The organism is Xanthomonas sp. NCPPB 3582 (assembly GCF_041475735.2).
GTDB classification, from domain to species: Bacteria; Pseudomonadota; Gammaproteobacteria; order Xanthomonadales; family Xanthomonadaceae; genus Xanthomonas; species Xanthomonas codiaei.
Map to the genome: position 1 here is coordinate 3,271,798 of NZ_CM192968.1, position 25,713 is coordinate 3,297,510.

Genomic DNA, 25,713 nt, shown 5'->3' on the forward strand with positions numbered 1-25,713 from the left:
TTGCGCTTCTCCCGCCTGCGGGAGAAGGTGGCGCGCAGCGCCGGATGAGGGCCGCATTCCACCGCGCCCCATCGTCTGGCCCCAAGCGCGCCCCCACCAAGACCGATCGCGCCGTCACCGTCCAGCAGAGCGTTTCATGAGCACTCCCCGCTACACCCGCCTGTCGGGCCTGGAACCGCTGGTCATCACTCCGGACCTGCTGTTCGTCAACGTCGGCGAGCGCACCAACGTCACCGGCAGCGCGCAGTTCCGCAAGCTGATCAAGGAAGAGCGCTACGAAGAGGCGGTCGAGGTGGCGCGCCAGCAGGTCGCCAACGGCGCGCAGATCCTCGACGTCAACATGGACGAAGGCCTGATCGATTCCGAAAAAGCGATGACCCGCTTTCTCAACCTGATCATGTCCGAGCCGGACATCGCGCGCATCCCGGTGATGGTGGATTCGTCCAAGTGGAGCGTGATCGAAGCGGGCCTGAAATGCCTGCAGGGCAAGAGCGTGGTCAACTCGATCTCGCTCAAGGAAGGCGAAGCGGTCTTCATCGAACAGGCGCGCAAGGTGCTGCGCTATGGCGCGGCCGCGGTGGTGATGGCCTTCGATGAAGCGGGACAGGCCGACACCTGCGCGCGCAAGGTGGAAATCTGCACGCGCGCCTACAACGTGCTGACCGAACAGGTGGGTTTTCCGCCGGAAGACATCATCTTCGACCCGAACATCTTCGCCGTGGCCACCGGCATCGAGGAGCACGACAACTATGCGGTGGACTTCATCGAAGCCACCCGCATCATCAAGGACACACTGCCGCATTGCCACGTCTCGGGCGGCGTTTCCAATGTCTCGTTCTCGTTCCGCGGCAACGAGACGGTGCGCCAGGCGATCCATTCGGTCTTCCTGTTCCATGCGATCAAGGCCGGCATGGACATGGGCATCGTCAATGCCGGCGGCATGCTGATCTACGACGAACTGGACCCGGAGCTGCGCGAGCGCGTGGAGGACGTGATCCTCAATCGCCGCCGCGACGGCACCGAGCGCTTGCTGGACATCGCCGAGCGCTACAAGGGCACCAAGGGCGCATCGAAAGCCGAAGACCTGGCCTGGCGCGACAAGCCGGTACGCGCGCGTCTGGCGCATGCGCTGGTGCACGGCATCGACGCCTATGTGGACATCGATACCGAGCAAGCGCGCCAGCAGTCCACTCGCCCGCTGGATGTGATCGAAGGCCCGCTGATGGACGGCATGAACGTGGTCGGCGACCTGTTCGGGGCCGGCAAGATGTTCCTGCCGCAGGTGGTCAAGTCGGCGCGCGTGATGAAGAAGGCCGTCGCTTACCTGCTGCCTTTCATCGAGGCGGAAAAACTGCGTACCGGCGATGTCGGCAAGTCCAACGGCAAGATCATCATGGCAACCGTCAAGGGCGACGTGCACGACATCGGCAAGAACATCGTCGGCGTGGTCCTGGCCTGCAACAATTTCGACGTGGTCGACCTGGGCGTGATGGTCAGCGCGCAGGTCATCCTGGACCGCGCGCGCGAAGAACATGCGGACCTGATCGGGCTGTCCGGCCTGATCACGCCATCGCTGGAAGAGATGTCGCACGTGGCGCGCGAGATGCAGCGCCAGGGCTTCGAGATTCCACTGCTGATCGGCGGTGCCACCACCTCGCGTGCGCACACCGCGCTGAAGATCGACCCGCATTACACCGCGCCCACCGTGTGGGTGAAGGACGCCTCGCGTGCCGTAGGCGTGGCGCAATCGCTGATCTCGCGCGATCTGCGTGCGGCATTCGTCGCCGCCAACGACGCCGACTACGCGGAGATCCGCGCACGCCATCGCAACCGTGGCGATGCCAAGCGGTTGGTGTCGCTGGAGAAGGCGCGCGCGCAAAGGTTCGATGGCGACTGGAGCACCTACGCGCCCCCCGCTCCGCGCCAACCCGGCCTGCACGTCTTCTACGACTACCCGCTGGCCGAGCTGGTGGAGCTGATCGACTGGACTCCGTTCTTCCAGGCCTGGGAACTGGCCGGCAAGTTCCCGGCCATCCTCAGCGACGAGATCGTCGGCCCCCAGGCCAGCGAGCTGTATCGCGATGCACGACGCATGCTCAAGCAGATCGTCGACGAGAAGTGGCTCACGGCCAAGGCGGTGTTCGGGCTGTGGCCGGCCAATAGCGTGGGCGATGACGTTGAAGTGGTCCTGACAGACCACCGGTATTCGGCAATCGGGAGTGGGGAGTCGCCGCAGCCCAGCCAATCTCCAATCCCCAATCCCGAATCCCGGCGTTTATTGCATTTCCTGCGCCAGCAAGTCGACAAACCCATCGATCGCCCGGACTTCTGCCTGGCCGATTTCATCGCGCCCAAGGACAGCGGCAAGCAGGACTGGATCGGTGCGTTTGCAGTCACTGCCGGTCTTGGCATCGATCCGCACGTCGCCGGCTTCGAGGCCGCGCACGACGACTACAACGCCATCCTGCTCAAGGCATTGGCCGACCGCCTGGCCGAGGCGCTGGCCGAGCGCCTGCACCAGCGCGTGCGCACCGAATTCTGGGGCTACGTGGACGACGAGGACCTGGACAACGAGGCGTTGATCGCCGAGCGCTATCGCGGCATCCGACCGGCGCCCGGTTACCCGGCCTGCCCCGAGCACAGCGAGAAACGCACGCTGTTCGATATGCTCGATGCCGAGCGCAATGCCGGGATGTCGTTGACCGAGAGTTTTGCGATGCTGCCCACCGCCGCGGTGTCCGGCTACTACTTCAGCCATCCCAGGAGCCAGTACTTCGTGGTCGGGCGGCTGGGCAAGGAGCAGGTGGCCGACTATGCCAGGCGCAAGGGCATTACGCTGGCATTGGCCGAGCGCTGGCTCGCGTCGAACCTGGATTACGACCCGGAATAAGAGCGGGTCCCCATCATCGCAAGCACCAGCAAACCAATGTAGGAGCGCACCCGGGCGCGAAAGGGCTTTACCGATAAAGCCCCATAGCGCCCCGGTGCGCTTCTACACAGCCGCGGCACCGATGATCTCGGCGCCGACGAATTTCGTTAGCATCACGTTGCCGGCCGCAACACGTTCAACACTTCGTGGCAGGCGCCCATGGTGTGGTAGTCGGTCTTGCCGGCCGGGCTCTTCTCGTCGCTGTACTTGCGGTTGTCCGTATCCAGGATGCGATACCACGCGCCGTAGCGGTGGTCGATCATGTGCGTCCACGCGTAATTCCACAGCTTGTCGTACCACTGCCAATAGCGTTCATCGCCGCTGCGTTGTGCCAACAAGGCCGCGGCAGCCAAGGATTCGGCCTGCACCCAGAAATACTTGTCGTCGTCGCACACCTGGCCATCCGGGGCGAAGCCGTAGTACAGCCCGCCGCGCTGCGCATCCCAGGAGCGCTCCACCGCCACATCGAAGAGGTGCCGGGCAGTCGGCAACAACCAGTCCGTGGGTGCATAACGATCCAGCAGCATCAGCAGCTTGGCCCATTCGGTCTGGTGACCCGGCTGGAAGCCCCAGGGCCGGAACAGATGCTTGGGATTGTCGCGGTTGTAGTCCCAGTCGATATTCCACTGCGGGTCGTAATGCTCCCACACCAGGCCATCGGCCTTGGCGGCCTGGCGCCGGGTCATGTTGTCGGCCAGCTGCAGCGCGCGATCGAGGTAGCGCTGCTCGCCACTGGCCTCGTACGCGGCGATCATCGCCTCGCACATGTGCATGTTGGCGTTCTGGCCGCGATACGTGGTGAAGTTGAACTGGGCATCGGCTTCGTCGCGGTACAGGCCGAATTCCGGCTCCCAGAAGTGTTTCTCCAGCAGCTGCCAGGTTTCGTCCATCCACGCGCGGGCCTCGGCGATGCCGGCCTTCAGCCCGCACGAATACGCCAGCAGCACGAACGCAACGCCGTAGCAGTGGTTCATATCGTCTTCCACGACGCCATCGCGCAGCGTCCAGGCGTAGCCGCCGGTATCGGCGTTGCGATGCACGTTGCGCAGGTAATCCAGGCCGTGGCGCACTGCCTCCAGGTACTCGGCATTGCCGAACTCGCGATAAGCCATTGCATAGTTGAAGACGAAGCGCGTGCTGCTCACCAGATGCCGGTGGCCGGCATCGTAGATGCTGCCGTCATCCTTGAAATACTGGAAGAAGCCACCGGCCGGATCGATCGCGCGCGGGTGGTAGAACGCCATGGTGTCGGCGATGTGCTGGCGCAGGACGTCGGCCGAACGGAAATCGGGTGCGGGGGATGCGGGCAACGGGCTCATGCTTGTTCCTGGATCAGGGTATGGACGTCATCGATGCCGGGCATCGCGGCGAACGCGCCCTTGCGCGTCACCGCCAATGCACCGACAGCAGCGGCGAAACGGATCACCTCGGCCATCGCCGTGGGATCGCCGCATAGCTGCTCGAGCGGAATCGCGCGCGCAGCCAGCTGATACAGCAGGCCACCCACGAAGGCATCGCCTGCCGCGGTGCTGTCGCGCACCTGCACGTCGAAGGTCGGCACCTGACCCGCATCGGTACGGGTCTGCCAGTGCACCGGGCCACCGCCGTCGGTGACCAGCAGCCAGCGCGCCTGCCCCTGCCATAGCTTCTGCGTCACCGCGCCAGCATCGGCGTGCAAGGTGCCGGCAAGATAGTCGAGCTCTTCGCGCGAGAGCTTGACCACATCGGCCAGCGCCAGCGCCTCCCACAGGACCGGCGCCGGATCAACGTCCTGCGGCCACAGCATCGGGCGCAGGTTGAGGTCCAGGCTGACGATGGCGCCAGCCTCACGTGCGCGGCGCATGCCATCGAGCGTGCATTGCGCGATCTCCGGCTCGGTCATGCTGTTGGAGCACACGTGCAGCACTGCCGCCTGCGCGAAGCCGTCGGCGGCGAAATGTTCGGCGCGGAACAGCAGGTCCGCCGCCGGCGGCCGGTAGAAACTGAAACTGCGCTCGCCCGCCGCATCGAGGGCGACGAAGGCCAGCGCGGTCTTGGCCTGGTCGGTGCGCACGATGCCATTGGTGGCCACGCCGGCCTGCTGCAGGCTCTGCAGCAGGAAGTCGCCGAACATGTCGCGGCCCAGCATGCCGACGAAATGCGCTGCGCCACCGAGTTTGGCCACTGCCACCGCCACGTTGGCCGGCGCGCCGCCGGCGTATTGCGCGAAGGTGCGCGCATCGTCGCTGGCGGCCTGCGGCAGGGCCAGCATGTCGATCAAGGCTTCACCGAAGCAGATCACCTGATTCCTGATGGTGCTCATGCGTGTGCCTCCGCCAGGGCGCCACGCAGGCGCGAGCCCCAGATGCCGTAGAACACGATGTACAGGTAGCACACCAGCGGCAGCACGAACGACTCATGCAGGCTGATACTGTCGGCCAGCAAGCCCTGCAGGTAGGGCACGATCGCGCCGCCGACAATGGCCATGATCAACAGGCTGGAGGCGCGGCCGGTCAACGGACCCAGGCGCTCGATGCCCAGGGTGAAAATGGTCGGAAACATGATGGAGTTGAACAGGCCGATCGCCACCAGCGCATACACCGCCAGCATGCCGCCGCTGGCCATGGTCAGCCCCAGCAACAGTGCATTGATCGCTGCGAACACCGACAGCAGCACGCGCGGCGACAGCTTGGCCAGCAGCGCCGAGCCGATAAAGCGGCCGATCATCGCCAGCGTCCAGTAGGCCGAGACGTACTTGGTCGCCTCGCGCTCGGTGAATCCGCCGATCTGCGGCAGCGAGAAGTAGTTGACCATCAGGCTGCCGATCGCCACTTCCGCCCCGACGTAGAAGAAGATCGCCAGCACACCGAAGCGCACATGCGGATGCTGCAACGCGTCCAGCAGCGAATGAGTACTGTCGCTCTTTTGCGCACCGGTATCGGTCAGCGCCGGCAGGCGGAACAGGAACACGAAGATCGCCAGCAGGAACAGCACCACACCCAGGCCAATGTACGGGCCCTGCACCGCCTGCGCCTCCTGCACGCGGTAGGCAAGCTGCTCGGGTTCCGGCAGCGCCTTGAGCGCGTCGCTGCTCATCACCGTGTTGGACAGGATCAACCAACCGCCCAGCAACGGCGCGATCGCGGTGCCCAGCGAGTTGAGCGCCTGCGCCAGGGTCAGCCGGCTGGACGCACTGCGTTCGGGGCCCAGCAACGCAACGTAGGGATTGGCAGCCACCTGCAGGATGGTGATGCCGGTGGCCAGCACGAACAGCGCACCCAGGAAGGCACCGTACACGCGCAGCTCCGCCGCCGGCCAGAAGCCCAGCGCGCCGACCGCCGCCACTGCCAGCCCGGCCACGATGCCCAGCTTGTAGCCCAACCGGTTCACCAGCCAACCGGCCGGCAGCGACATCAGGAAGTACGCGCCGAAGAAGGTGAACTGCACCAGCATCGCCTGCGCGAAGTTGAGCTCGAACACCGACTTCAAATGCGGAATCAGGATGTCGTTGAGGCAGGTGAGAAAGCCCCACATGAAGAAGATCGTGGTGACCACCGACAACGCGACGCCGTTGTTGACGGGCGCCTTGTTGCCGCTTGGCACGGTGGATTGCGTGGAAAGGGAAACCATAGGAGTTGCCTGGTCAGCGGCCGGAGGCCTTGGTGGGGGAAGGGATGGAAGAGCGATGCAACGGAGCGGGCGAAATCGCCGGTGTCGGTGCACAGGCGCTGCTGGCGCGAATCTGCAGCGCCACTGCGGCGATGAGCCGCTGCGCCGCCAGATCGGGACTGCCGATACGTTGCAGCACCAGTTGCGCAGCCTGGCGGCCGCGCGCGCGCGGATCGGCCGCCAGCGTGGTCAGTGCGGGAGTGAACAACGCGGCCTCGGCGATATCGTCGAAGCCGGTCACCGCGAAGTCGCGTCCCGGCACGATGCCGCGCATCGCCAGGGCCGCCATCAGGCCCAGCGCGACGCTGTCGTTGTAGCAGACCGCCGCGGTGACGCCATGCGCGCCGCCGTCGAGCATGCGTGCGCCACATAGCGCGGCATCCTGGCGGTTGGGTGCCGACTCGACGTAGTGCACCGCCAGCCCGGCCGCGGACATCGCCCGCGCATAGCCGGCACGGCGCTGCCGGCAGGAGCTGGAATCGGCATGGCCGCCGAAGAACACGATCTGCCGGTGTCCCTGCGCGATCAGATGGGTACAGGCGAGCAAGGCGCCCTGCTCGTTGTCCAGCGCCAGCAGATCCCAGCCTGCCCCGTCCACTTCGCGGTTGAACAGCACTACGTTGCGTTGACGGCCCAACACCTGCGCCAGCGCCTGCGCCTGGCTGCCCTCGGCAGGCGAGAGGATGATGCCGGCCGGCGTGTGCTCCATCAGCGAGGTCAACACAGCGTGCTGGCGCTGCGTGGATTCGCCGGTACTGCCCAGCAGGGTCACATACCCGGCCGCGCCCAGCGCCTCGTCGACACCAGCGGCAAATTCGGCGAAGAACGGGTTGGACAGGTCGTTGATGACCAGCGCGATGCTGGACGAGGTACGCTGCCGCAGATTGGCCGCAGCGCGGTTGTAGACGTAATGTTGCCTATCCAGCTCGGCTTCCACCCGCGCGCGGGTGGTGGCATGCACTAAGGGGCTGCCACGCAGCACCAGCGACACCGTGGCGCGCGACACGCCGATCGCGCTGGCAATATCGCGCAGCGTCACCGCACCGCGACGGGACGCACGCGTTTCGCCCGCCTCCGGCGTGGCCGGTGCCTGCCCGGAACGCGTCAAGCGCCCGCCCCCGCTGAATGGAAATCGTGCATGCAATGGACTGAAATTGGATCGATCCAATTAAGCCTCCTCCCCGCACCCAATGCATGCGGCAGTGCAGCATCGAATGCCACGGTCGGCGGTCGCGGCAGCGCTATCGAGTAGCACAACGGCTCCCAGGGCTCCCAGGGCTACCCGGGCCTACCGGTCTTGCGGCCCGACGCCTCCCCTGCGTTGAGCCAGGCAGACCCGTCAGTGGAAGGCGATCGACAACCCGATCCCACCCTGCCAGTCCGGGCTGTCCGACGTCAGCCCGCGCAACACCGACACATCCAGCTGCATGGCATGCGGCAATTGCCAGGCGCCGCCGGCACCGGCCACACGCGAGTGCTCGCTGCCGGTCTCCACGCCCGCTTCCACATAACTGCTGAAGCGTTCGCCGGAAAAGAACGTGTAGTTGGGCGCGAAGGTCCAGGTGTGCCCATCGTCGTCGCGCGCGTAGTTGACGTACAGCGCCAGCGCACGCTGCTGCGCAAGGTCCCAGGATGCGGTGAGCCCCAGTTCGCGCGCATGGCCGTTACTGAAGGCAGGGCTGCCGGTCGGCACGCTGTAGGTGCCCAGCGCTGCCCAGTGAAAGCTATCCGAGCGCGAGGGCAAGGCGACCTTCAGGCCGACATGGCTGTCGCCCCCGCCACGCACGCGCGTACCGCCGCCGCGCTGCCAGTTATAACTGTCGCTGCCCAGCTGCAGCTCCACATGCTGCGATAGCCCCAGACGCAGCACGGTGTCGGCGGTGTAGAGCGTGGTGCGCTGGCCATCGGCACGGTCGGTGCTCGCATCCGGCAAGCCCTGCTCCCAGGCGAACGCACCGGGCTGCAGTACCTCGGCGGCAAACGGAATACCGGGGCGATCGAATGCGGGCGGCTCCTCCGCCTGCGCGGCCACCTTCCCGCTGGCCACGCAGAGCGCCAGCAGGGCGCCGGCCAGCGCCAGAGTGCGACCTGTCGGCACACGCCTATCGCACGCCACCTCAGCGGGCATCGACCACCGCGCCGCAACCGCGCGCGCTTGCAGTGCATCGGAAAACTGGGACATATGCAGCACCATCGGCAGGAAGTGAGCAGCAGCGCAGTCGACCTTATGCCCGACTGCGCCAACCGGCAACGGCCCGCATGGTGCCGCCCCGGCCGTGACCGGGTTGTCTATCGCGGTCCCGGCCCGCTACTGCGCAGCCGCATTCGCCGGCAGCCCGTGCAGGTGCGCGGCGAAGTCGGGCAACAGCACGCGGTTGCCGTAGCCACTGAGATGGTCGGCATCGAAGAACACTGGCCTGCCCTGCCGGGTCGGCGCGCACCACTGCGCATCGCACAGCAGCGGCAGCGGATCCCAGACGCTGGCGCCGCCCAGGCCTGCCGCGATATGGCGCAAGCCATCCAGCGCGGGTGCGCGATAGCGCTCCATCACCGCCCGTTCGATCTGCATGCCGTTGCGGCAGATCGCGTTGCTGCGATTGAACCAGTCAGAGCACCGGTAAGGGGGCGCCTTGAGCACCGGCTTGGGCGCTTCGAACACGATCAGCACGCCCTTGGCCTGCACCGGTGCCAGCAGTGCGATCGTCGCCGCAACCATTGCATCGCGCTCGGCCTGCGCCTGCGCGCCGTGCAACGCGGCAAGGTTGCTGTCCAGATCGAACAGCGCGTCCTGCTCTGCCAGCCGCGGCACACGCAGCCCCGGCAAGAACAGCACATCGCCCGGACGCGCGTGGGCCATCACATCCTCCAGCACCGGGCGGACGAAGGCCTCGCAACCGGGCAACTGCCCGCCCGGCTGCATCGACGCGATCGAACAACCGGCCACGCCGTACAGGCGGACGCTGCCACCTACGAGCAGCGGAAAACGCCGCAACATTTCGTTGTAGGCCAGCGCATGCGAATCGCCCATCACGAATACCTGTCGTTGCGTCGTGGCAGGCCGTGTGCATTGCCCGCGCGCAAAGATCCGCACCGGCTGCCCATTGACCGCGGCGTTGCTTGCCTGCAGACGGCACTCCGGAAGTTCCTTGCGCAGGCCGCGCGCGTACGCATACCAATCCAGCGGATGCCGGCTGACCACGCTTAGCGATACGTAAGGCGCCGACTTGATCAACAGCGACTGCACCCCTGCGGCCAGTACCAATGCAGCCAAGCCGGCACACACCACGCGCACGTTCGACCAGGCCCCGACACGCCGGCTGCGCCAGGGCACTTCCACCCAGCGATACGAAGCAAGCGCACACACGAAGGTCAGCGCTACCGCCACCAGCCTGGCGCCCATCGATTCCAACCCGACGGTCCAGCGCAGTACCACCAGCACCGGCCAATGCCACAGATACAGCGAATACGAGATGCGCCCGATCGCCACCACTGGCCTGGCCGACAGAACGCGTCCTGCCCAGCCATCGGCATGGCGATGCAGCAAGGCCAGCAAGGCCAGCGTTCCCAGCACCGGCCACAGGCCGTCGCTCCACGGCGAGTGGCCGGGGCGTGCATTCCACATTCCGTGACCGATCGCGGCCAGTGCCAGCATCACCAGCAACGTGCGCAGCGGAGCCGGCAACGCAATGCCGGTGGCAAACAACGACTGTCCGCCGCGGCGTCCCAACAGCGTCATCGCCTGGTACAGCAACACGCCGGCTCCCAGCTGCCAGAACCGCGCGGTGGTCAGGTAGAACGAAGTGATCTCATGTCCTGGCAGCTGCGTGCGCTGCCAGGCATACCCCAGCGAGGCAGCACTGGCGAGCGCGAACACGCCCAGCGACCAGACACGCCCTGCACCGCCACGCATCCAGGCCAGAAACATCCAGGGAAACAGCAGATAGAACTGCTCCTCGACCCCGAGCGACCATGTCTGCGTATAGGGATTGAACTCCGCGCGCGGCGAGAAATAATCCTGCCCCACGCTGGCCAGCACCCAGTTGCTCAACCCGAACAAGGCCATGCGCCCGGTCTTGCTGCTGGACTCGCTCAGCCACGATTCGGGGATGAACAGCATCGACACCAGCGCGGTCGCCACCAGGCAGGCCAGCAGCGCCGGCGCAATCCGCCGCAATCGGCGCGCGTAGAAACGCGCCAGTTCCGCGGCCACCGACACGCGCGGCAGCCGATCGACCGACGCGCTGACCACGAATCCGGAAATGACGAAGAAGATGTCGACGCCGGTGAACCCGCCGGGCAACCAGCCCGAATCCAGGTGATAGACGATGACCGACAGCACGGCCAGCGCGCGCAGGCCATCGATATGGGCGAAGTAACCGTTCCCTGCGACTGAGCGCGTCATCCTGATCCTTGATTGATGTGATCCAGGCAATGGTCGACACTCGTGGCCGTCCGCCCAGATCCCGTCAGTCGGCGCAGCGGCACCGGGCCTGTCGCACCGCGTCTGCCAGTCGCGGTCCAATGCGGCGATGCGGAAATACCAGCCTCGTCACCGCCTGCTTAAACCATGGGCACCCGCAGGTGCCCATGAACACTCCAACCTGCACCCAAGCCTTACCAGACCAGATCGTCGGGCACCTGGTACTTGGGGTCGGCATACGGGTCGTCGCCCGCAGGCGCATTGGGATCCACCTTCAATGCGACCGAGGCAGCGAACACCGCTTCGGCTTCAGCGAGGACCTCGGCGGTGACCAGCAGGTAGCGCCCGTTGAGCTGCAGCACGCCCAGCTCGCCGGCGTTGAGTGCCTTGAGCTGATCGGCGGTGACATAGATGCGCTTGATCTTGCCGCCGTACGGGAAATGCCGGGCGATATCCGCATCGGCGTGGTTCAGGCCCTTGTCCTTGAGCAATTCTTCCAGCTTGGCCTTGGCCTCGCGACGCAGGCGCGCTTGTTCCTGCTTCACGCGCTCGGCTTCGATGCGCTCGTCCTTCTCGCGCTGCGCACGGATCGCATAGGCCTTGGCCAGGTCGATGTCCTCGCGCGTACGCGCAGGCCTTGGGCCGCGCCGGTCTGGACCGGGCTGTTGCGGGCGTGGCGACCCTGCAGGCTTGCCATCATGGCGCCGGCCAGGCCTGCCATCGCCTTTGCGTTCGCCAGTTGCATCGGTCGATGCTGCGGCGTGCGGCCGCTGCGGTCCCCTGCCGTGGCCACCCGGCGTGTTGCCGCCCGGTGCAGGCTTGCCACCCTTGCCATGCGGACGCGCGGCAGGCCGCGCATCGGGTTTGCGTTCGGGCTTGGGCGCGGCCTTGAAGCCCAGGCCAAGCAACTGGTCACGTAAGGTATCGCTCATAGGGCTGGCAATCTGCAATCAATAATGCGGCGGCGGTTCGTCGGCGCCGTCGGCAAACAACGTGGAGCGCACCTTGCCCAGATCCTCGAGCAGGTGGCGGATCAGTTCGGCATTGCGTGCACCGGTCAAGCGTGCATCGGCCAGCGCCTCGCTCAGTTCATTGAGCGCGTGCTCCTGAAAGGACAGCCGCGTTTCCAGTTCGATCAACCGCTCTTCCAGCGCGCGGTCGTGCAGCGGGAGTTGCTCATGCATACAGCAAACGACCTCGTCCAATGGCGTCACGAGCCGGACCGGCAGCCGCGATGCCGAGTCCGCTGCGCAGTTGCTCGACGTCGGCACCGAGGTACCCGGCGATGGTGGCGGCCGCATTCCTGCGACCGATCCTGATCGCCGGCATCGCGGATGCAGCAGCGCGCCGCCGTCCCGGTCCAGCGGCTTGCCCACGGCGATGAGGGTATTCCCGACCCGCGGCTGCCGCATCGCGGCCAAAGCGCACCCGGCCTCGGGCGTAGCCGGCTTTCGCCATCTTCGCCAGGCCGGGTTCGTTCACCAGCACCATGCCGCGATCGAGGCCCTCACCCTTGGCCTGGCCGATGTCCACGCCAACGACCTGAGGCCCGACTTCCGCCAGGCAGGTAACGGTGGCAAGGCCCACATAGCCGGTGCCGAAGATCGCAACGCGCATGGATGCAATGGCTCCCGCGGAAAGTCAGGGCAGGATGCCCATCAGTTCGACATCGAACGTCAAGGTTGCATCCGGTCCGATCGGTCCACCCTGCGTGCCGTTCGGGCCGTAGGCAAGGTTGGACGGGATCCAGAAGCGGTACTTCGAGCCGACCGGCATCAGCGCGACGCCCTCGGTCCAGCCGGGAATGACCTGGTCCAGGCCGAACTCGGCCGGCTGGCCGCGCTGGTAGGAACTGTCGAACACCTGGCCGTTGAGCAGCTTGCCTTCGTAGTTCACACGGACCTTGTTGGTGCGCATCGGGCGCTCGCCGCTGCCCTGGCGCAGCACCATGTACTGCAGGCCGGACGCGGTGGTGATCACGCCCTTCTCGGTCTTGTTCTTGGCCAGGAAGGCATTGCCTTCTTCGCGGTTCTTGGCACCGGCAGCGCCCTGCTTGGCAGCGGCGAAGGCCTGCATGGTGGCGGCCGCTTGCTGCTGGGTCAGGCGCGTGGTGCCCTTGGCGAACACGGTACGCACCGCCTCCATCAGGATCGACAGGTCGATCTCGTCCTTGATGCCGGCCAGCGACGGGCCGACCGCACGGTCGCCCAGCATCAGGCCGACGTTTTCCTTGGACGGCGCGGCCGGCGCGGAACCCGGCGCCATGCCCGGCACCTGCTGGCCGTTACGGGCCGCCAGCGCGGTGCGCAGGGCGGTGTCGGTGGCCTGGGTCTGCTCGTCGGACAGCAGCGGCTTGCCACCCTTGAACGCATTTTCGATGGCGCGTTGCATTGCGCTCAGATCGATGTCCTGGGCAATCGGCTCGAACGAACGCGCCACATCCATGCCGATGGCGTAGCTCACGTCGTCGCGCGTGCTCTTCTCAGACGATGCATTCAAAACTGGCTTCTCCTTGGTGGCCGCTGCGGCCGGTTGCTGCGACATCGCCGGCATCGAAGCCGCCATTGCCACCATCAGTAGCGACGCCGCCGCGCCGCGCTTTCCCATCTTCATTCGATGCAGTTCCCGAAAGTGAAAAGACACGCCACCGACGGCGTTGAATACGCATTGTCGCATGCGCACGCGGCGTTGCGAGAGCCGCGCTCAGCGCGACGGCGTACCCAGTTCGCGTTCGATGGCCGCCAGCACGCTCGGATCGTCCGGCTTGATCTTGCTGGGGAACTGCGCCACCACGCGTCCATCGCGACCAATCAGATACTTGTGGAAGTTCCAGCCCGGCGCCACGCCGGTGGCCTGGGTCAGCCGCTGATACAGCGGCGTCGCGTCCTTGCCCAGCACGTGCACCTTCTCGAACATCGGGAACTTGACCCCATAGGTCAGCGTGCAGAATTCCTGGATCTGCTTCTCCGATCCCGGCTCCTGTCCCTGGAAATCGTTGGATGGGAAGCCCAGCACCGCAAAGCCCCGGCTGCCGAAACGCTGGTTGAGCGCTTCCAGGCCTTCGTATTGAGGGGTGTAGCCGCACTTGCTGGCGGTATTGACCACCATCAGCACCTTGCCGCCGTAACTACGGTTCAGGTTGATTGGCGTCTTGCCGGCCAACGGGCGGTACTCGAGATCCAGCAGCGGCGCACCGGCGGCCACTGCCGCACTCGCAAAAACGCCAGCAAATACAACGGCCAACAGACGTTTCAACATCATGGACAGGTCCTCGGGAGTGTTGGGGCGCCCCGCCGCATGCGGGGTGCCATCAGTTGGGTATGACAGGCAGTTGACTGCCTGCGTGTCGGTGTTATAGTTGAATACAACACCAGTCATCCAACGCAGGGGAAAGCATGAACAGCACACGTGTCACGCGACCAGTTCCGCTGTTGCTGTTCGGCAGCACCCTGTTGGTTCTTGGTTGGCTGGGAGCCGCTTCCAGTCAGGTGACGGAGTCCGGCGCCGATTATGGCGTGTCGGAGGCGGTTACGGAAAACCCGACACCTCCCCCCGAGGAGCGCACCCGGCCCGGCCGGCACCTGCGCACCTCGCTGTCGATGCCCTATTTCTCCTTCGCGCAGGTTCTGCGCCCACGGAGCTGACCATGAACGACATCCAATGGAGCGACGGCGCTCCCATCTACCGCCAACTCAAGGAACGGGTCATTGCCATGATGCTCGATGGAATCCTCAAGCCGGGCGACGCCCTGCCCTCGGTGCGCCAGGTGGCAGCGGACTATCAACTCAATCCCATCACCGTCTCGCGCGCCTACCAGGAACTGGCCGACGAGAACCTGGTGGAAAAGCGTCGTGGCCTGGGGATGTTCATGACCCCGGAAGCGGCGCAGAAGCTGCGCGGCAGCGAACGCGAGCGCTTCTTGAATGAAGAATGGCCGGCGGTGCTGGAACGGATCCAGCGGCTGGGCCTGTCCATCGACGATCTGTTGCCACAGGGGAAAACACCATGACCGCCGTCTCCACCGACCATGTCGTCGACGCCCGCGGCCTGCGCAAGGCCTACAAACACCGGCTGGCGCTGGACAACACCAGCTTCACCATCGCCCCCGGCCGCATCGTCGGATTGATCGGCCCCAACGGCGCCGGCAAGACCACCGCGCTCAAGGCCGTGCTGGGGTTGACCGACTTCGACGGCGAGCTGCGCGTACTGGGCATGGACCCGCGCACCGAGCGCAATGCGCTGATGAACGAGGTCTGCTTCATCGCCGACGTGGCGGTGCTGCCGCGCTGGTTGCGGGTGGGCGAAGCGATCGACTTCGTCGCCGGCGTACACCCGCGCTTCGATCGCGCCAAGTGCGAGCGTTTCCTGGCCAACACCCAGCTCAACCGCAAGTCGCGGGTGCGCGAGCTGTCCAAGGGCATGATCGTGCAGCTGCACCTGGCGCTGGTGATGGCCATCGACGCACGCATCCTGGTGCTGGACGAGCCCACCCTGGGGCTGGACATCCTGTATCGCAAACAGTTCTACCAGCGCCTGCTGGAGGATTATTTCGACGAGCAGAAGACCATCATCGTCACCACCCACCAGGTCGAAGAGATCGAACACATCCTGACCGATGTGATGTTCATCCGCGATGGCCGCATCGTGCTGACCGCCGACATGGAAGACGTGGCCGAACGCTATACCGAAGTACTGGTCGGTGCCGAACACCTGGATGCCGCACGCGCGCTCAAGCCGATCGACGAGCGCAGCCTGCCGTTCGGCAAGACCGTGATGCTGTTCGATGGGGTGCCCAAGGCACAGCTCGCCGGCTTTGGAGAAACCCGCAATCCCGGCCTGGCCGACCTGTTCGTTGCCGTCATGAAGGGGACCTACGCATGAACGCCATGACCAACCACGCATCGCCCGCCCGCGCCTTCGGCTGGCTGCTCAAACGCGAATACTGGGAACACCGCGGCGGCTTCGTCTGGGCGCAGGTGATCACTGGCGGCATTGCGGTGTTCTTCGCGCTGCTGGGTGCGGTGATCGGTGCGATCACCGCGCGCCGCAACATGGTCGGCGACAGCGTCAACCTGGACGATATGGCCGAATACACCCGTACCCTTGGCCAGGTTGGCGACGGCCTGCTGCTGGGCGGAATCGGTATCGCCTCGGTGGTGCTGGCCTTCGTGGTGTTCTTCTACGCACTGGGCAGCCTGTACGACGACCGCCGCGACCGCAGCGTGCTGTTCTGGAAATCGTTGCCGGTCTCGGATGTGCAGACGGTGCTGTCCAAGGCCGCCTGGGCGCTGTTGCTGGCGCCGCTGATCGCCATCGCGATCGGCCTGGTGGTAGGCCTGGCGCTGTGGCTGATCGCCATCGGCGGCGCCCTGATCGCCGGTGCGCCCAGCCCGTGGGCGATGGCCACGCACTCGCACCCGTTCTCGCTGTTGTGGCTGCTGCTCAAGACCGTGCCGATGAGCTTGATGTGGTCGCTGCCGACCGTCGGCTGGCTGATGTTCTGCTCGGCCTGGGCCAACAGCAAGCCGTTCCTGTGGGCGGTGCTGTTCCCGCTGCTGGCCTGCGTGATGCTGAGCATTCTGTCGGCGATGCCGGGCGTGTCGCTGCCGATCGGCTGGATCTGGTACATCGTGTGCTACCGCGGCCTGCTCAGCGTGTTGCCTGGCACCTGGTCGCCGCGTGCGGTCAGCGGCAACCTGGACAGCAGCGCCATGCAGAACCCCAGCGACCTGGTGCAGTGGGCCCTGCAGCACACCGACAGCGCACGCGTCTACGGCAACGCCGATATCTGGATCGGTGCCGCCATCGGTGCGGCCCTGATCGTCGCCTCCATCTACTTGCGCCGCCGGCGCTCCGAAGCCTGAAGGACATCGCATGCGCCTGCCCCTGACCCTGGCCGTCCTATTCGCATTGCCCGGCGCCGCAGCTGCCGAAGAGCAATGCAAGTTCTCCGAGCCGCGCAGCCTGGAGCTGCAACTGGCGGGAGTGAAGTCGGTGTTGTTCGAGGTCGGTTCCAACGACCTGCGTCTGGATGCAGCGCCCGGCACCGGCGGACGCCTGCACGGGCGCGCCTGTGCGGCCAAGTCCGAGCTGCTCAAGCATCTGAACGTGACCCAGAAGCGGGTCGGCGACAAGCTGGTGGTGAACCTGGCCGAAGACCGACTCATCCGCATGTCCATCGGCGAAAACTATTCGTATGTGGACCTGCGCGGCAGCGTGCCCAACACCCTGCTGGTGCAGTTCGATGTGGGTTCCGGCGATGCCGAGATCACTGGCGCCGCCGCCGTCAGCGCCGACGTCGGTTCGGGCGATATGGTCATTCGCCGCAGCAAGGGCCGCGTCACCGCAAAGGTGGGATCCGGCGACATCGAACTGGAGGACATCGGATCGCTGCGTGCACTGGCAGTCGGCTCGGGCGATCTGAAGGCCAGGCAGATCCATGGCGCAACCGAGGTCGGCACGGTCGGCTCCGGCGACGTCAAACTGCGTGGCGTGGCAGGCAACGTGAGCGTCGGCACCGTGGGATCGGGCGATGTGGAGATCGAGGATGTGCAGGGAAGCGTCATGATCGAGGCGATCAAGTCCGGCTCGATCCAGGTGCGCAAGGTCAGTGGCGACGTAAGCCTTGCGCGCAAGGGCAGCGGCGACATCAGCGCCAGCGATGTGGGCGGCGCCGTGCGCGTGCCGGCAGACAAATAACTCTTCAATCGGGGGGATAGCTCATGAAACTGCTTGTTTCTGCGGTAATGGCCAGCGTGTTGCTGGTGGGCTGCGGCAAGTCCGAGCCCAAGGTCGTGGTGTCGGGCCAGAACGACAGCGGCGGCGTGACCTTCAATGGCCAGAGCGTGACGCTCAAGCGCAGCGGCATGCCGGCGGCGACCATCAGTGCCGACGGCGCACTCAGCATCGACGGCAAGCCGGTGAATTTGAACGACGTGCAGCATCGGGCGATGCGCGATTACTACGCGCAGATCCAGGGTGTTGCGGCCAAGGGCATCGATATCGGCACGCAGGGCGCGGCATTCGGCGCGCATGCCGCCGGTGAAGCGCTCAAGGGCGTACTGAGCGGCAACCCGGACCAGATCGGCGACAAGATCGAAGCCGAAGCGGAGACCTTCAAACAGAAGGCCATGCTGATCTGCGACCAGCTGGACAAGCTGCGCGGCGCGCAGGATGCGGCGGCCAGCGCCGTGCCCGAGTTCGGCCCCTACGCCAATCTCACCCAGAAGGATGTTGCCGACTGCCGCGAGTGAGGGCGTCGTGAGTCTGTTGGCGTGACGCGGCCTGGCGCCCCGCCATGGCCGCGCCGGATACGGCTATTCCGGGCACCGGCAGTGGCGCGGCTGCAGCGCGATGGCGCTGGTGCGGCAGCTGGACATTTAGTGGGTCACCGCGGAATCCGGCGCGCCGCTGGCACCGCCGCTTCGATGAGCCAGAGCCGGCGGTTCGGCTACGCAGCGGTCGCTGCAGTGCTTGCAGCCACGGCGTCGCGCTGGTCGGACATCGCTGCGGCAATCGGCCAGCACACCGCGCGCTGGTGAAAAGCGAGGCGTCACCTGCAGACCGAGGGGCGTACTGCACCGCCAATGGACGCACGCCTGCGACGTTTTGTCCGCCCCGACCGCCAGACGCGCGGGCATCCGCAGACTGTGGCGGGATTACACTAATGCGCTCCCCTCGACCCAGCGATCCAATGAACAAGTTCGTGATGCTCTGCATGGCGCTATTGCTATGCACACTCGCCGCCTGCGGCGATCAGTCGTCCCGGCGTGCCGAACGCGGCAAACCGCGCGTTGCCATCACTACGCAGTCGGTGATGATCCGTCGCCCGCCCGCCGCAAACGCGGAGATCACTCCGGACGGCACGCTCAAGATCGACGATATCGCGCTGCCGCAGCAGGAAGCCACCCGCGCCAAGCTGCAGCTACTGTTCGGTCACCTGCAGATGCTGCGCCAGCAGGCGGTCAACGACGCCGGCCCGGACCCTGACTACAAATCGATCAAGCTGACCGCGACGCCGGAAATCCAGCAACTGAGCGAAGAGTTGCTCAAGGAAATCCCCTCGCTGCAGCCGTACCGCGAAAGCTTCGGCAACGTGCAGGCCGAGCGGCACTGAGCCAGGCGGCCTCGCCGTCGCCAGGGCTTCGATCGCCAGTGCCGGGCATGATGGGATGGCCCCCCATCATGCCACCGGTCTTGCCGCATCGACGGCAAGACCCGATGCAGCCGCTCTACCCGGCTGGCGGCGATCAGCCGCCGCCACCTCCGCCACCGGCATGGATGCCGCCACGCGTCAGCGCGGCCGGATCCAGCAAACGGCGCAGATCCGCCTCACTGAGCCCGCTGTCTTCCAGCGCCACCTCCAGCACCGGTCGCTGTTCCTTGTAGGCGCGCTTGGCGATCGCCGCTGCCTTTTCGTAACCGATGATGGGATTCAAGGCGGTGACCAGGATCGGATTGCGGTCCAGCGCCTCGCGCACACGCTCCTGGCGCACCTTCAATCCGGCGATGGCGCTATCGGCCAGCAGCCGCGACACATTGCCCAGTAGCGTGATCGAATCCAGCAGGTTGTAGGCGATCAGCGGCAGGGTCACGTTCAACTGGAAGTTGCCGGTCTGCCCCGCCACCGTGATCGCGGTGTGGTGGCCGATGACCTGGGCGCAGGCCATCACGGTAGCCTCGGGGATCACCGGATTGACCTTGCCCGGCATGATCGAGCTGCCCGGTTGCAGCGCCGGCAATTCGATCTCGCCCAACCCGGCCAACGGGCCGGCGTTCATCCAGCGCAAATCATTTGCGATCTTGATCAGCGCCACCGCCAGCGCATTGAGCTGGCCGGACAACTCCACCGCATCGTCCTGCGCGGCCAGGCCTTCGAACTTGTTGTCGGCGCTCTCGAACTTCGCCCCGCTCAAGGTCGACAAGGCCTTGGCAGCCTTGGCGGCAAACCGCGGGTCGGCATTGATGCCGGTGCCGATCGCGGTGCCGCCGAGCGGCAGCCGGCGCAGGCGCTTGAGCGCATCATCGATGCGTTCCTGCGCGGAACTCAACTGCGCAGACCAGGCGCCGAATTCCTGCCCGAAGGTCAGCGGCATCGCATCCATCAGATGGGTGCGTCCGGTCTTGACCACCTTGTCCAGCGATCTGGCGCGCTTGTCGATGGTCTTGCGCAGGTGCTTGAGCGCCGGCTGCAGCTGTTCGTGCACCGCAAGCAGTGCGGACACACGGATCGCGGTGGGCACCACATCGTTGGAACTCTGTCCCAGGTTGACGTGGTCGTTGGGGTGCACCGCCGCCTTGCCGGCACGCGTGGCCAGCGTGGCGATCACCTCGTTGGCATTCATGTTGGACGAGGTGCCCGAGCCGGTCTGGTACACATCGATCGGGAACTGCGCGTCATGCGCGCCTTCGGCCACCTGCAAGGCCGCATCCTGCACGGTCTTGGCGATTGCCTTGGGCAGCAGCCCCAGGTCGGCATTGACGCTCGCCGCAGCGGCCTTGATCAAGCCCAGCGCGCGAATGAAGCCGCGCGGCATCGGCTGGCCGGACACCGGGAAGTTCTGCACCGCGCGCTGGGTTTGCGCGCCCCACAGCGCCTCGGCGGGCACCTGTAACTCGCCCATGCTGTCGTGTTCGGTCCTGAAACGTTCGCTCATCTGCACTCTCCGCAATTGGTGATGTTGTGGTGACGCAATGGCTGGCCGCGGGCGCACCCACGCTGGCGAGGTCGTCTACGATACTCGCTACGCGCGTTGCACTGTGTCGTGGCATTGCGAGGTCCAGCGCGTTGCGATGCGTGTTGCGTTGCATCTCGCCCCCGGAGGCCACCCAGGACAGCCGCCTCGCCCTGGCACGACAGGCCACCGGCCGTGTCGCGCTCACCTCCACCTACATGACACGCTTTAGACTGCCGGCTCATTTCATCCGAGGAACCACGCCGCCATGGGCGACGAGCCTGACTGTAGAAACGCACCGCGCGTGTCGTGCTTCACTGCACACCCCACCGTTACGCCGCTGCCCACCTTGATGCGCTCGGGCGCCGCAGTCGATCGTTGCGGAGGCGGACATGCTCGGTAACGTCCTGCTGCTGTTCGTCGCGCTGCTGCTGGTGCTGTTGAACGGATTCTTCGTTGCCGCCGAATTTGCATTGGTCAAACTGCGGCATACCCAGGCGGTGGGCCTGGCACAGAACAATGGCTGGCGCGGACGTTTGCTGCTGGGCGTGCATGCGCACCTGGATGCGTATCTGTCGGCCTGCCAATTGGGGATCACCCTGGCCTCGCTCGGCCTGGGCTGGGTGGGCGAACCCGCATTCGCGCACCTGCTGGAGCCGGTGTTCGACCTGCTCGGACTGTCGCCGGACGCTTCGCAGTTCACCGCGCTGGCGATCGCCTTCAGCCTGATCTCGTTCCTGCATATCGTGCTGGGCGAACTGGCGCCCAAGACCATGGCGATCCGACGCCCGGAGCGGATGTCGCTGTGGACCGCGGCGCCGCTGTATGTCTTCTACTGGATCATGTTTCCGGCGATCTGGCTGCTCAATACCAGTGCCAACGGCTTGTTGCGGCTGCTGGGCTGGGGCAATGTCGAACATCAGTCGCACCGCTACTCGCGCGAGGAACTCAAACTGATCGTCGGCCGCCAGGACCCGAATGCGCCTGCGCCCGATCATGGCCTGACGCTGATGAGCCATGCGCTGGAATTGCCGGACCTTGTGGCCGGCGACCTGATGCGCCCGCGCGAGCACATGCGCAGCCTGCGCGAGGGCATGAACCTGGATGCGGTGCTCGCCGAGTTCAGCGAATCGCGTTACAGCCGCTACCCCTGGTTCGACACCGACGGCGAGCAGGTGCTGGGCATCCTGCACACCAAGGACCTGCTGGTGGCGATGGCGCGCGGCCAGGAACTGGACGACCTGCGCCCGCTGCTGCGCCCGGCCACGTTACTGACCCTGGAAACGCCGATTCCCAATGCGCTGGAGCAATTCCGCACCGGCACCACCCATCTGGCGCTGTGCGTGGAGGACGAAGGCCGCATCCTGGGCTTCTTCACCCTGGAAGACCTGCTGGAAGTGGTGGTGGGCGAGATCGAGGACGAGCACCGCCACGTGGTGCGCGATGCCCCGGTCCGCAGCCAGGACGGTTCGCTGCTGGTGGCCGGCAGCACCTCGATCTTCCGGCTGGAACGCCTGCTCGGCCAGGATCTGAGCGCGCCCGACCACGTCAATTCGGTCGGCGGCCTGATCGTGCACCAGCTGCAGCGGCTGCCCGAAGAAGGCGAAACCCTGGAACTGGACGGCCACGCGTTGACCGTGCGGCGCATGGCCGGCCATCGCATCCAGGCGGTGACGGTGCGGCCGGTGGGCGAAGCCGGGGCCGGGGCGGCGTAGAATACCGGCCCCGCCAGACTCCCAGTGCCCTGCCCATGTCGGATTCCGCCCTGCTCGCCCTGTCCCCGCTCGACGGCCGCTACGCCTCCAAGGTGGACGCGCTGCGCCCGATCTTCTCCGAATACGGCCTGATCAAGGCGCGGGTGAAGGTCGAGATCGAGTGGCTGCTGGCCCTGGCCGCCGAACCGGGCATCGCCGAGCTGGCGCCGTTCTCGGACACCGCCGTGCGGCGCCTGCGTGCGCTGGCCGACGGCTTCAGCGTCGCCCATGCCGCGCGCGTCAAGGAGATCGAGCGCACCACCAACCACGACGTCAAGGCGGTGGAGTACTTCATCAAGGAGCAGCTCACCGACGACGCCGAACTGGGCCCGGCGCTGGAATTCGTGCATTTCGCCTGCACCAGCGAGGACATCAACAATCTCAGCTACGGCCTGATGCTGGAGCAGGCACGCCGCGAGGTGCTGCTGCCCGCGCTCGACGGCATCACCGCCTCGCTGCGCGCCCTGGCGCATGCGCAGGCCGCCCAGCCCATGCTCTCGCGCACCCACGGCCAGACCGCCTCGCCCACCACGCTGGGCAAGGAAATCGCCAACGTGGTGGCGCGCCTGGAGCGCCAGCGCAAGCAGATCGCCGCGGTCGAGCTGACCGGCAAGATCAACGGCGCGGTCGGCAACTACAACGCGCACCTGGTGTCGTACCCGCAGCTGGACTGGGCCGCGTTCGCGCAGCGCTTCGTCGAGAGCCTGGGCCTGGTGTTCAATCCCTACACCACCCAGATCGAGCCGCACGACAACGTGGCCGAGATCGGCGATGCCGCACGCCGCGCCAACACCATCCTGATCGATCTGGCGCGCGACATCTGGGGCTATATCTCGCTGGGCTATTTCAAGCAGAAGCTCAAGGAAGGCGAAGTCGGCTCGTCCACGATGCCGCACAAGGTCAACCCGATCGACTTCGAGAATGCCGAAGGCAATTTCGGCATCGCCAATGCCTTGTTCGAGCATTTCTCGGCGAAGCTGCCGATCAGCCGCTGGCAGCGCGACCTCACCGACTCCACCGTGCTGCGCGCGCTCGGCACCGCGTTCGGCCACACCCAGGTCGCGCTGGATTCGCTGGCCAAGGGCCTGGACAAGCTGACCGTCAATCCGGAGCGCCTGGACGCCGACCTGGACGCGGCCTGGGAAGTGCTGGCCGAAGCGGTGCAGACAGTGATGCGCCGCCATGGCCTGCCCAATCCGTACGAGCAACTGAAGGCGCTGACCCGCGGCCAGGGCATCACCGCCGCCTCGATGCAGGCTTTCGTGGAAAGCCTGCAATTGCCGGAGGAAGACAAGCAGCGCCTGCGCGCGCTCACCCCGGGCGGCTACACCGGCCTGGCCGAACAATTGGCCCGCGCGATCTAGACGGGGCAACGAAACGACTGCGCAACACCGCACGGGCGCGAGTGGCGCCCGGAATCGACATGCGGCGCAGGTAACGCTCGGGTTCCGATCGCGCCACCCATCCCACCTGGCCACTGCCGGCCATGATTTGGCGTCGCTCCAAGCCGATGGAACGCAGACAATGGCCGTGCCGGGCGGGCGCGGTCGTTGCTGATGCACGGTGGATGGTCGCGCGTCTGCCACCGTTCCGAGCGGGAAGCGTGGCCGGATTGGCCGGCAATGCCCAGGCGTCGAGCCGGCGTCAACGACGCCTTCCGGCCTGGCTGCTATGGTGCCGGCCTCATCCAAGTGAGGGACCACCCATGCGTGCAGTTCGGAATATCGCGCTGCTGTTCGCCCTGTCCAGTATCGCCGCATTGAGCGGCTGCGGTGCCGATGGCCCGGCCGCACAAGCGGCATCGGCCATGTCCTCCGCCCTCACCGACCCGGCCAGCGGCGCGGACTGCAGTGGCAAGGATGTCCGCCTGACCCGCAACGACAGCGAGTGGATCCTGCATGGCAACTGCGGCGCCGTGACCATCACCGCCTCGCGCGGCGCGATGAATCTGGACAATGCCCGCAGCATCCGCGTGGAAGGCAGCAACTTCACCGTGCTCAACAGGCAGCTCGGCCAGCTCAGCGTGACCGGTCACGACAACACATTGAATCTAACCAATGTGGATGGCGTGGACATCCAGGGCAACAAGAACCTGGTGTTGGCGCGCGAAGTGAAGCACGTCCGGTTTTCCGGCAACGACAACACCGTCAACCCATCCAGCAAACCGACGCTGGACGACAGCGGCAGTGGCAACAAGGTGATGTGATTCACCTCCAAGCCGCTCACAGAACGTGGCGAGCAGTCGTCGCGCAGATGGACGGCGCGCTCGGAATCGGAACGTATGCGTGGCCGATGCCACTTCCGCACACTGGCCGCGCCCGCCTGGCGACTGCGCAACAATTGCCGGATGCACTGGTGCGCAGCGCCGCTACCGACGCTGCGCTCTGGCGGCAGGCACCCGTGCAATCAAGAGCCGTTGCCGGGGCCATGGCTTACGCCGCTATCGCCACTTCGGCAAGCGCCACGTTGCAACGGGGAGTCTCGCTCACCGGACAACAGCGCCCCCCGGCATTGCCACCGATCAGGGGCGACGCGCCGCCACCAGCGTCACCTCGCGCGGCTTGGCGGTCCCCCGCACGATCATGAAGCGCAATGATTCCCCGACCTTGCGATCGACCGCGGTCTTGAGCACATCGGCCTTGCTGCCCGCCACGGGGATGCCCTGCGCCGCCACGATCGCATCGCCCACCTGCAGGCCGGCCGCCGCGGCAGGCGATGCCGGCTTGACCGAGTCGATGGTCACCGAGGTCAGCGTGGGATTGAACGAAAACCCCTCGCTTTCCACCGCAAAACTCAAGCCGAACCAGCCTTTCTCTCCGGCGGCCTGCGCGAGGCCGCTCATCCCCAGGGTGGCAATCAGCACCAGCGCACCCAGTCTCCAATGACGCATCGCATCCATCCTTGCCGAAACGCAGCGAAGCGGCTGCGGCAATGCAGTGTGTGGCTCAGTCCGCGGCGGACTCATGTGCCATCGGGCACCCCACCGCCAAGATCAGTCCCGGATCCGCCTCCCGGGCGCCTCATCGGCGGCCAACCCGTCACCGCGGCCTCGCCGATCGTCTCCACATGCAGGGCCAGGCCGTATCGGCGTGCGCACGGCAGTGCCCGTCTCGCCCCAGCCGGCCTGCATCGGGATCGTCGATCGCCGGCCACCGCCTCCCTGAAGCCTTGCCTGTTCGCGTCCCCGCCTGCAGGTGCAGATCCGGCGCAGGCATCGGACAATAGCCCGGTACGCGCCGGCCCGGCCTGCGCCGCTGGCACTTCATCGATCCCCTGCAAGGAACCCCC

Annotated in this window: 24 protein-coding genes and 1 pseudogene; 11 read left to right on the forward strand and 14 right to left on the reverse strand. The window is 66.1% G+C overall.

Features of this window, described 5'->3' with window-relative positions:
- Nucleotides 1–136 precede the first annotated feature (136 nt).
- Complete coding sequence (gene metH / locus ACCQ05_RS13715) at nt 137–2,890, forward strand: methionine synthase (RefSeq protein ID WP_372390900.1); 2,754 nt, start codon at nt 137–139, stop codon at nt 2,888–2,890.
- Between the two features lie 152 nt (nt 2,891–3,042).
- Here the strand turns inward: metH and ACCQ05_RS13720 are convergent, their stop codons facing one another.
- The 12 genes and pseudogenes from ACCQ05_RS13720 to ACCQ05_RS13775 form a co-directional block, all read right to left on the reverse strand.
- Entirely contained in the window at nt 3,043–4,248 is a 1,206-nt protein-coding gene (locus ACCQ05_RS13720) for an AGE family epimerase/isomerase (RefSeq protein WP_372390902.1), read from the reverse strand.
- Nucleotides 4,245–5,231, reverse strand: a complete 987-nt coding sequence (locus ACCQ05_RS13725; RefSeq protein WP_372390904.1) for a carbohydrate kinase family protein — start codon at nt 5,229–5,231, stop codon at nt 4,245–4,247. Before ACCQ05_RS13725 ends, ACCQ05_RS13720 begins: the two co-directional genes overlap by 4 nt.
- Nucleotides 5,228–6,538, reverse strand: coding sequence for an L-fucose:H+ symporter permease (gene fucP, locus ACCQ05_RS13730; protein ID WP_372390906.1), 1,311 nt, complete (start codon nt 6,536–6,538; stop codon nt 5,228–5,230). Before fucP ends, ACCQ05_RS13725 begins: the two co-directional genes overlap by 4 nt.
- A 13-nt stretch (nt 6,539–6,551) precedes the next feature.
- Nucleotides 6,552–7,685, reverse strand: coding sequence for a LacI family DNA-binding transcriptional regulator (locus ACCQ05_RS13735; protein ID WP_372390908.1), 1,134 nt, complete (start codon nt 7,683–7,685; stop codon nt 6,552–6,554).
- A gap of 231 nt (nt 7,686–7,916) precedes the next feature.
- Nucleotides 7,917–8,771, reverse strand: coding sequence for a transporter (locus ACCQ05_RS13740; RefSeq protein ID WP_372390910.1), 855 nt, complete (start codon nt 8,769–8,771; stop codon nt 7,917–7,919).
- A 114-nt stretch (nt 8,772–8,885) separates the two neighbouring features.
- On the reverse strand, nt 8,886–10,979 hold the full coding sequence (locus ACCQ05_RS13745; RefSeq protein ID WP_372390912.1) for an acyltransferase family protein: 2,094 nt from the start codon (nt 10,977–10,979) through the stop codon (nt 8,886–8,888).
- Nucleotides 10,980–11,191: 212 nt separating this feature from the next.
- A complete protein-coding gene (locus ACCQ05_RS13750; protein ID WP_372390914.1) occupies nt 11,192–11,929 on the reverse strand; it encodes a DUF2058 domain-containing protein in 738 nt (245 codons plus the stop codon).
- Between the two features lie 18 nt (nt 11,930–11,947).
- Entirely contained in the window at nt 11,948–12,181 is a 234-nt protein-coding gene (locus ACCQ05_RS13755; protein ID WP_372394091.1) for a SlyX family protein, read from the reverse strand.
- Between the two features lie 159 nt (nt 12,182–12,340).
- Nucleotides 12,341–12,614: pseudogene (locus ACCQ05_RS13760) on the reverse strand (UDP-glucose 6-dehydrogenase); the annotation flags it as partial.
- Nucleotides 12,615–12,638: 24 nt separating this feature from the next.
- Nucleotides 12,639–13,562 (reverse strand): FKBP-type peptidyl-prolyl cis-trans isomerase, encoded by a 924-nt coding sequence (locus ACCQ05_RS13765; protein ID WP_244183596.1) that lies wholly within the window; start codon nt 13,560–13,562, stop codon nt 12,639–12,641.
- The gene (locus tag ACCQ05_RS13770; protein ID WP_228963444.1) at nt 13,480–13,665 is read right to left on the reverse strand and encodes a hypothetical protein; all 186 of its coding nucleotides are present in this window, start codon (nt 13,663–13,665) and stop codon (nt 13,480–13,482) included. Before ACCQ05_RS13770 ends, ACCQ05_RS13765 begins: the two co-directional genes overlap by 83 nt.
- 35 nt (nt 13,666–13,700) lie before the next feature.
- A complete protein-coding gene (locus ACCQ05_RS13775; RefSeq protein ID WP_104540566.1) occupies nt 13,701–14,258 on the reverse strand; it encodes a glutathione peroxidase in 558 nt (185 codons plus the stop codon).
- A gap of 134 nt (nt 14,259–14,392) precedes the next feature.
- Between ACCQ05_RS13775 and ACCQ05_RS13780 the strand changes: the two genes are divergently transcribed.
- The 7 genes from ACCQ05_RS13780 (at nt 14,393) to ACCQ05_RS13810 (ending at nt 19,113) form a co-directional block, all read left to right on the forward strand.
- Nucleotides 14,393–14,641, forward strand: coding sequence for a hypothetical protein (locus tag ACCQ05_RS13780; RefSeq protein WP_104540565.1), 249 nt, complete (start codon nt 14,393–14,395; stop codon nt 14,639–14,641).
- 2 nt (nt 14,642–14,643) lie between these two features.
- Nucleotides 14,644–15,006 (forward strand): GntR family transcriptional regulator, encoded by a 363-nt coding sequence (locus ACCQ05_RS13785; RefSeq protein ID WP_003483692.1) that lies wholly within the window; start codon nt 14,644–14,646, stop codon nt 15,004–15,006.
- Nucleotides 15,003–15,878, forward strand: coding sequence for an ABC transporter ATP-binding protein (locus ACCQ05_RS13790; RefSeq protein WP_228963431.1), 876 nt, complete (start codon nt 15,003–15,005; stop codon nt 15,876–15,878). The genes ACCQ05_RS13785 and ACCQ05_RS13790 overlap by 4 nt, the downstream gene beginning before the upstream one ends.
- The gene (locus ACCQ05_RS13795; RefSeq protein ID WP_372390920.1) at nt 15,875–16,861 is read left to right on the forward strand and encodes an ABC transporter permease; all 987 of its coding nucleotides are present in this window, start codon (nt 15,875–15,877) and stop codon (nt 16,859–16,861) included. The genes ACCQ05_RS13790 and ACCQ05_RS13795 overlap by 4 nt, the downstream gene beginning before the upstream one ends.
- A 10-nt stretch (nt 16,862–16,871) precedes the next feature.
- Entirely contained in the window at nt 16,872–17,696 is an 825-nt protein-coding gene (locus tag ACCQ05_RS13800) for a DUF4097 family beta strand repeat-containing protein (RefSeq protein ID WP_372390922.1), read from the forward strand.
- Between the two features lie 23 nt (nt 17,697–17,719).
- Nucleotides 17,720–18,250, forward strand: coding sequence for a DUF2884 family protein (locus ACCQ05_RS13805; RefSeq protein WP_372390924.1), 531 nt, complete (start codon nt 17,720–17,722; stop codon nt 18,248–18,250).
- A 440-nt stretch (nt 18,251–18,690) separates the two neighbouring features.
- Nucleotides 18,691–19,113 (forward strand): hypothetical protein, encoded by a 423-nt coding sequence (locus ACCQ05_RS13810; protein ID WP_372390927.1) that lies wholly within the window; start codon nt 18,691–18,693, stop codon nt 19,111–19,113.
- A 133-nt stretch (nt 19,114–19,246) separates the two neighbouring features.
- On the opposite strand, the gene ACCQ05_RS13815 is transcribed toward ACCQ05_RS13810, so the two are convergent.
- A complete protein-coding gene (locus tag ACCQ05_RS13815) occupies nt 19,247–20,653 on the reverse strand; it encodes a class II fumarate hydratase (RefSeq protein WP_372390929.1) in 1,407 nt (468 codons plus the stop codon).
- Between the two features lie 410 nt (nt 20,654–21,063).
- On the opposite strand from ACCQ05_RS13815, the gene ACCQ05_RS13820 reads away from it, so the two are divergent.
- From ACCQ05_RS13820 to ACCQ05_RS13830, 3 genes are all read left to right on the forward strand, one after another.
- Complete coding sequence (locus ACCQ05_RS13820) at nt 21,064–22,386, forward strand: hemolysin family protein (RefSeq protein WP_372390931.1); 1,323 nt, start codon at nt 21,064–21,066, stop codon at nt 22,384–22,386.
- A 35-nt stretch (nt 22,387–22,421) separates the two neighbouring features.
- Nucleotides 22,422–23,789, forward strand: coding sequence for an adenylosuccinate lyase (gene purB, locus ACCQ05_RS13825; RefSeq protein ID WP_372390933.1), 1,368 nt, complete (start codon nt 22,422–22,424; stop codon nt 23,787–23,789).
- A 341-nt stretch (nt 23,790–24,130) separates the two neighbouring features.
- Complete coding sequence (locus ACCQ05_RS13830) at nt 24,131–24,631, forward strand: DUF3060 domain-containing protein (protein ID WP_228964236.1); 501 nt, start codon at nt 24,131–24,133, stop codon at nt 24,629–24,631.
- Nucleotides 24,632–24,946: 315 nt separating this feature from the next.
- Here ACCQ05_RS13830 and ACCQ05_RS13835 read toward each other — a convergent pair whose 3' ends face one another.
- Nucleotides 24,947–25,210 carry a PDZ domain-containing protein gene (locus tag ACCQ05_RS13835; protein ID WP_104540641.1) on the reverse strand — a complete coding sequence of 88 codons (264 nt, stop codon included), beginning with the start codon at nt 25,208–25,210 and terminating at the stop codon, nt 24,947–24,949.
- Nucleotides 25,211–25,713 lie beyond the last annotated feature (503 nt).

Bases quoted from the DNA above. Each gene is read 5' to 3' on its own strand.
- metH (WP_372390900.1), top strand. From the start codon at position 137: ATGAGCACTCCCCGCTACACCCGCCTGTCGGGCCTGGAACCGCTGGTC.
- ACCQ05_RS13720 (WP_372390902.1), bottom strand. From the start codon at position 4,248: ATGAGCCCGTTGCCCGCATCCCCCGCACCCGATTTCCGTTCGGCCGAC.
- ACCQ05_RS13725 (WP_372390904.1), bottom strand. From the start codon at position 5,231: ATGAGCACCATCAGGAATCAGGTGATCTGCTTCGGTGAAGCCTTGATC.
- fucP (WP_372390906.1), bottom strand. From the start codon at position 6,538: ATGGTTTCCCTTTCCACGCAATCCACCGTGCCAAGCGGCAACAAGGCG.
- ACCQ05_RS13740 (WP_372390910.1), bottom strand. From the start codon at position 8,771: ATGGTGCTGCATATGTCCCAGTTTTCCGATGCACTGCAAGCGCGCGCG.
- ACCQ05_RS13745 (WP_372390912.1), bottom strand. From the start codon at position 10,979: ATGACGCGCTCAGTCGCAGGGAACGGTTACTTCGCCCATATCGATGGC.
- ACCQ05_RS13750 (WP_372390914.1), bottom strand. From the start codon at position 11,929: ATGAGCGATACCTTACGTGACCAGTTGCTTGGCCTGGGCTTCAAGGCC.
- ACCQ05_RS13755 (WP_372394091.1), bottom strand. From the start codon at position 12,181: ATGCATGAGCAACTCCCGCTGCACGACCGCGCGCTGGAAGAGCGGTTG.
- ACCQ05_RS13765 (WP_244183596.1), bottom strand. From the start codon at position 13,562: ATGGCGGCTTCGATGCCGGCGATGTCGCAGCAACCGGCCGCAGCGGCC.
- ACCQ05_RS13770 (WP_228963444.1), bottom strand. From the start codon at position 13,665: ATGCGTATTCAACGCCGTCGGTGGCGTGTCTTTTCACTTTCGGGAACT.
- ACCQ05_RS13775 (WP_104540566.1), bottom strand. From the start codon at position 14,258: ATGATGTTGAAACGTCTGTTGGCCGTTGTATTTGCTGGCGTTTTTGCG.
- ACCQ05_RS13780 (WP_104540565.1), top strand. From the start codon at position 14,393: ATGAACAGCACACGTGTCACGCGACCAGTTCCGCTGTTGCTGTTCGGC.
- ACCQ05_RS13785 (WP_003483692.1), top strand. From the start codon at position 14,644: ATGAACGACATCCAATGGAGCGACGGCGCTCCCATCTACCGCCAACTC.
- ACCQ05_RS13790 (WP_228963431.1), top strand. From the start codon at position 15,003: ATGACCGCCGTCTCCACCGACCATGTCGTCGACGCCCGCGGCCTGCGC.
- ACCQ05_RS13795 (WP_372390920.1), top strand. From the start codon at position 15,875: ATGAACGCCATGACCAACCACGCATCGCCCGCCCGCGCCTTCGGCTGG.
- ACCQ05_RS13800 (WP_372390922.1), top strand. From the start codon at position 16,872: ATGCGCCTGCCCCTGACCCTGGCCGTCCTATTCGCATTGCCCGGCGCC.
- ACCQ05_RS13805 (WP_372390924.1), top strand. From the start codon at position 17,720: ATGAAACTGCTTGTTTCTGCGGTAATGGCCAGCGTGTTGCTGGTGGGC.
- ACCQ05_RS13810 (WP_372390927.1), top strand. From the start codon at position 18,691: ATGAACAAGTTCGTGATGCTCTGCATGGCGCTATTGCTATGCACACTC.
- ACCQ05_RS13815 (WP_372390929.1), bottom strand. From the start codon at position 20,653: ATGAGCGAACGTTTCAGGACCGAACACGACAGCATGGGCGAGTTACAG.
- ACCQ05_RS13820 (WP_372390931.1), top strand. From the start codon at position 21,064: ATGCTCGGTAACGTCCTGCTGCTGTTCGTCGCGCTGCTGCTGGTGCTG.
- purB (WP_372390933.1), top strand. From the start codon at position 22,422: ATGTCGGATTCCGCCCTGCTCGCCCTGTCCCCGCTCGACGGCCGCTAC.
- ACCQ05_RS13830 (WP_228964236.1), top strand. From the start codon at position 24,131: ATGCGTGCAGTTCGGAATATCGCGCTGCTGTTCGCCCTGTCCAGTATC.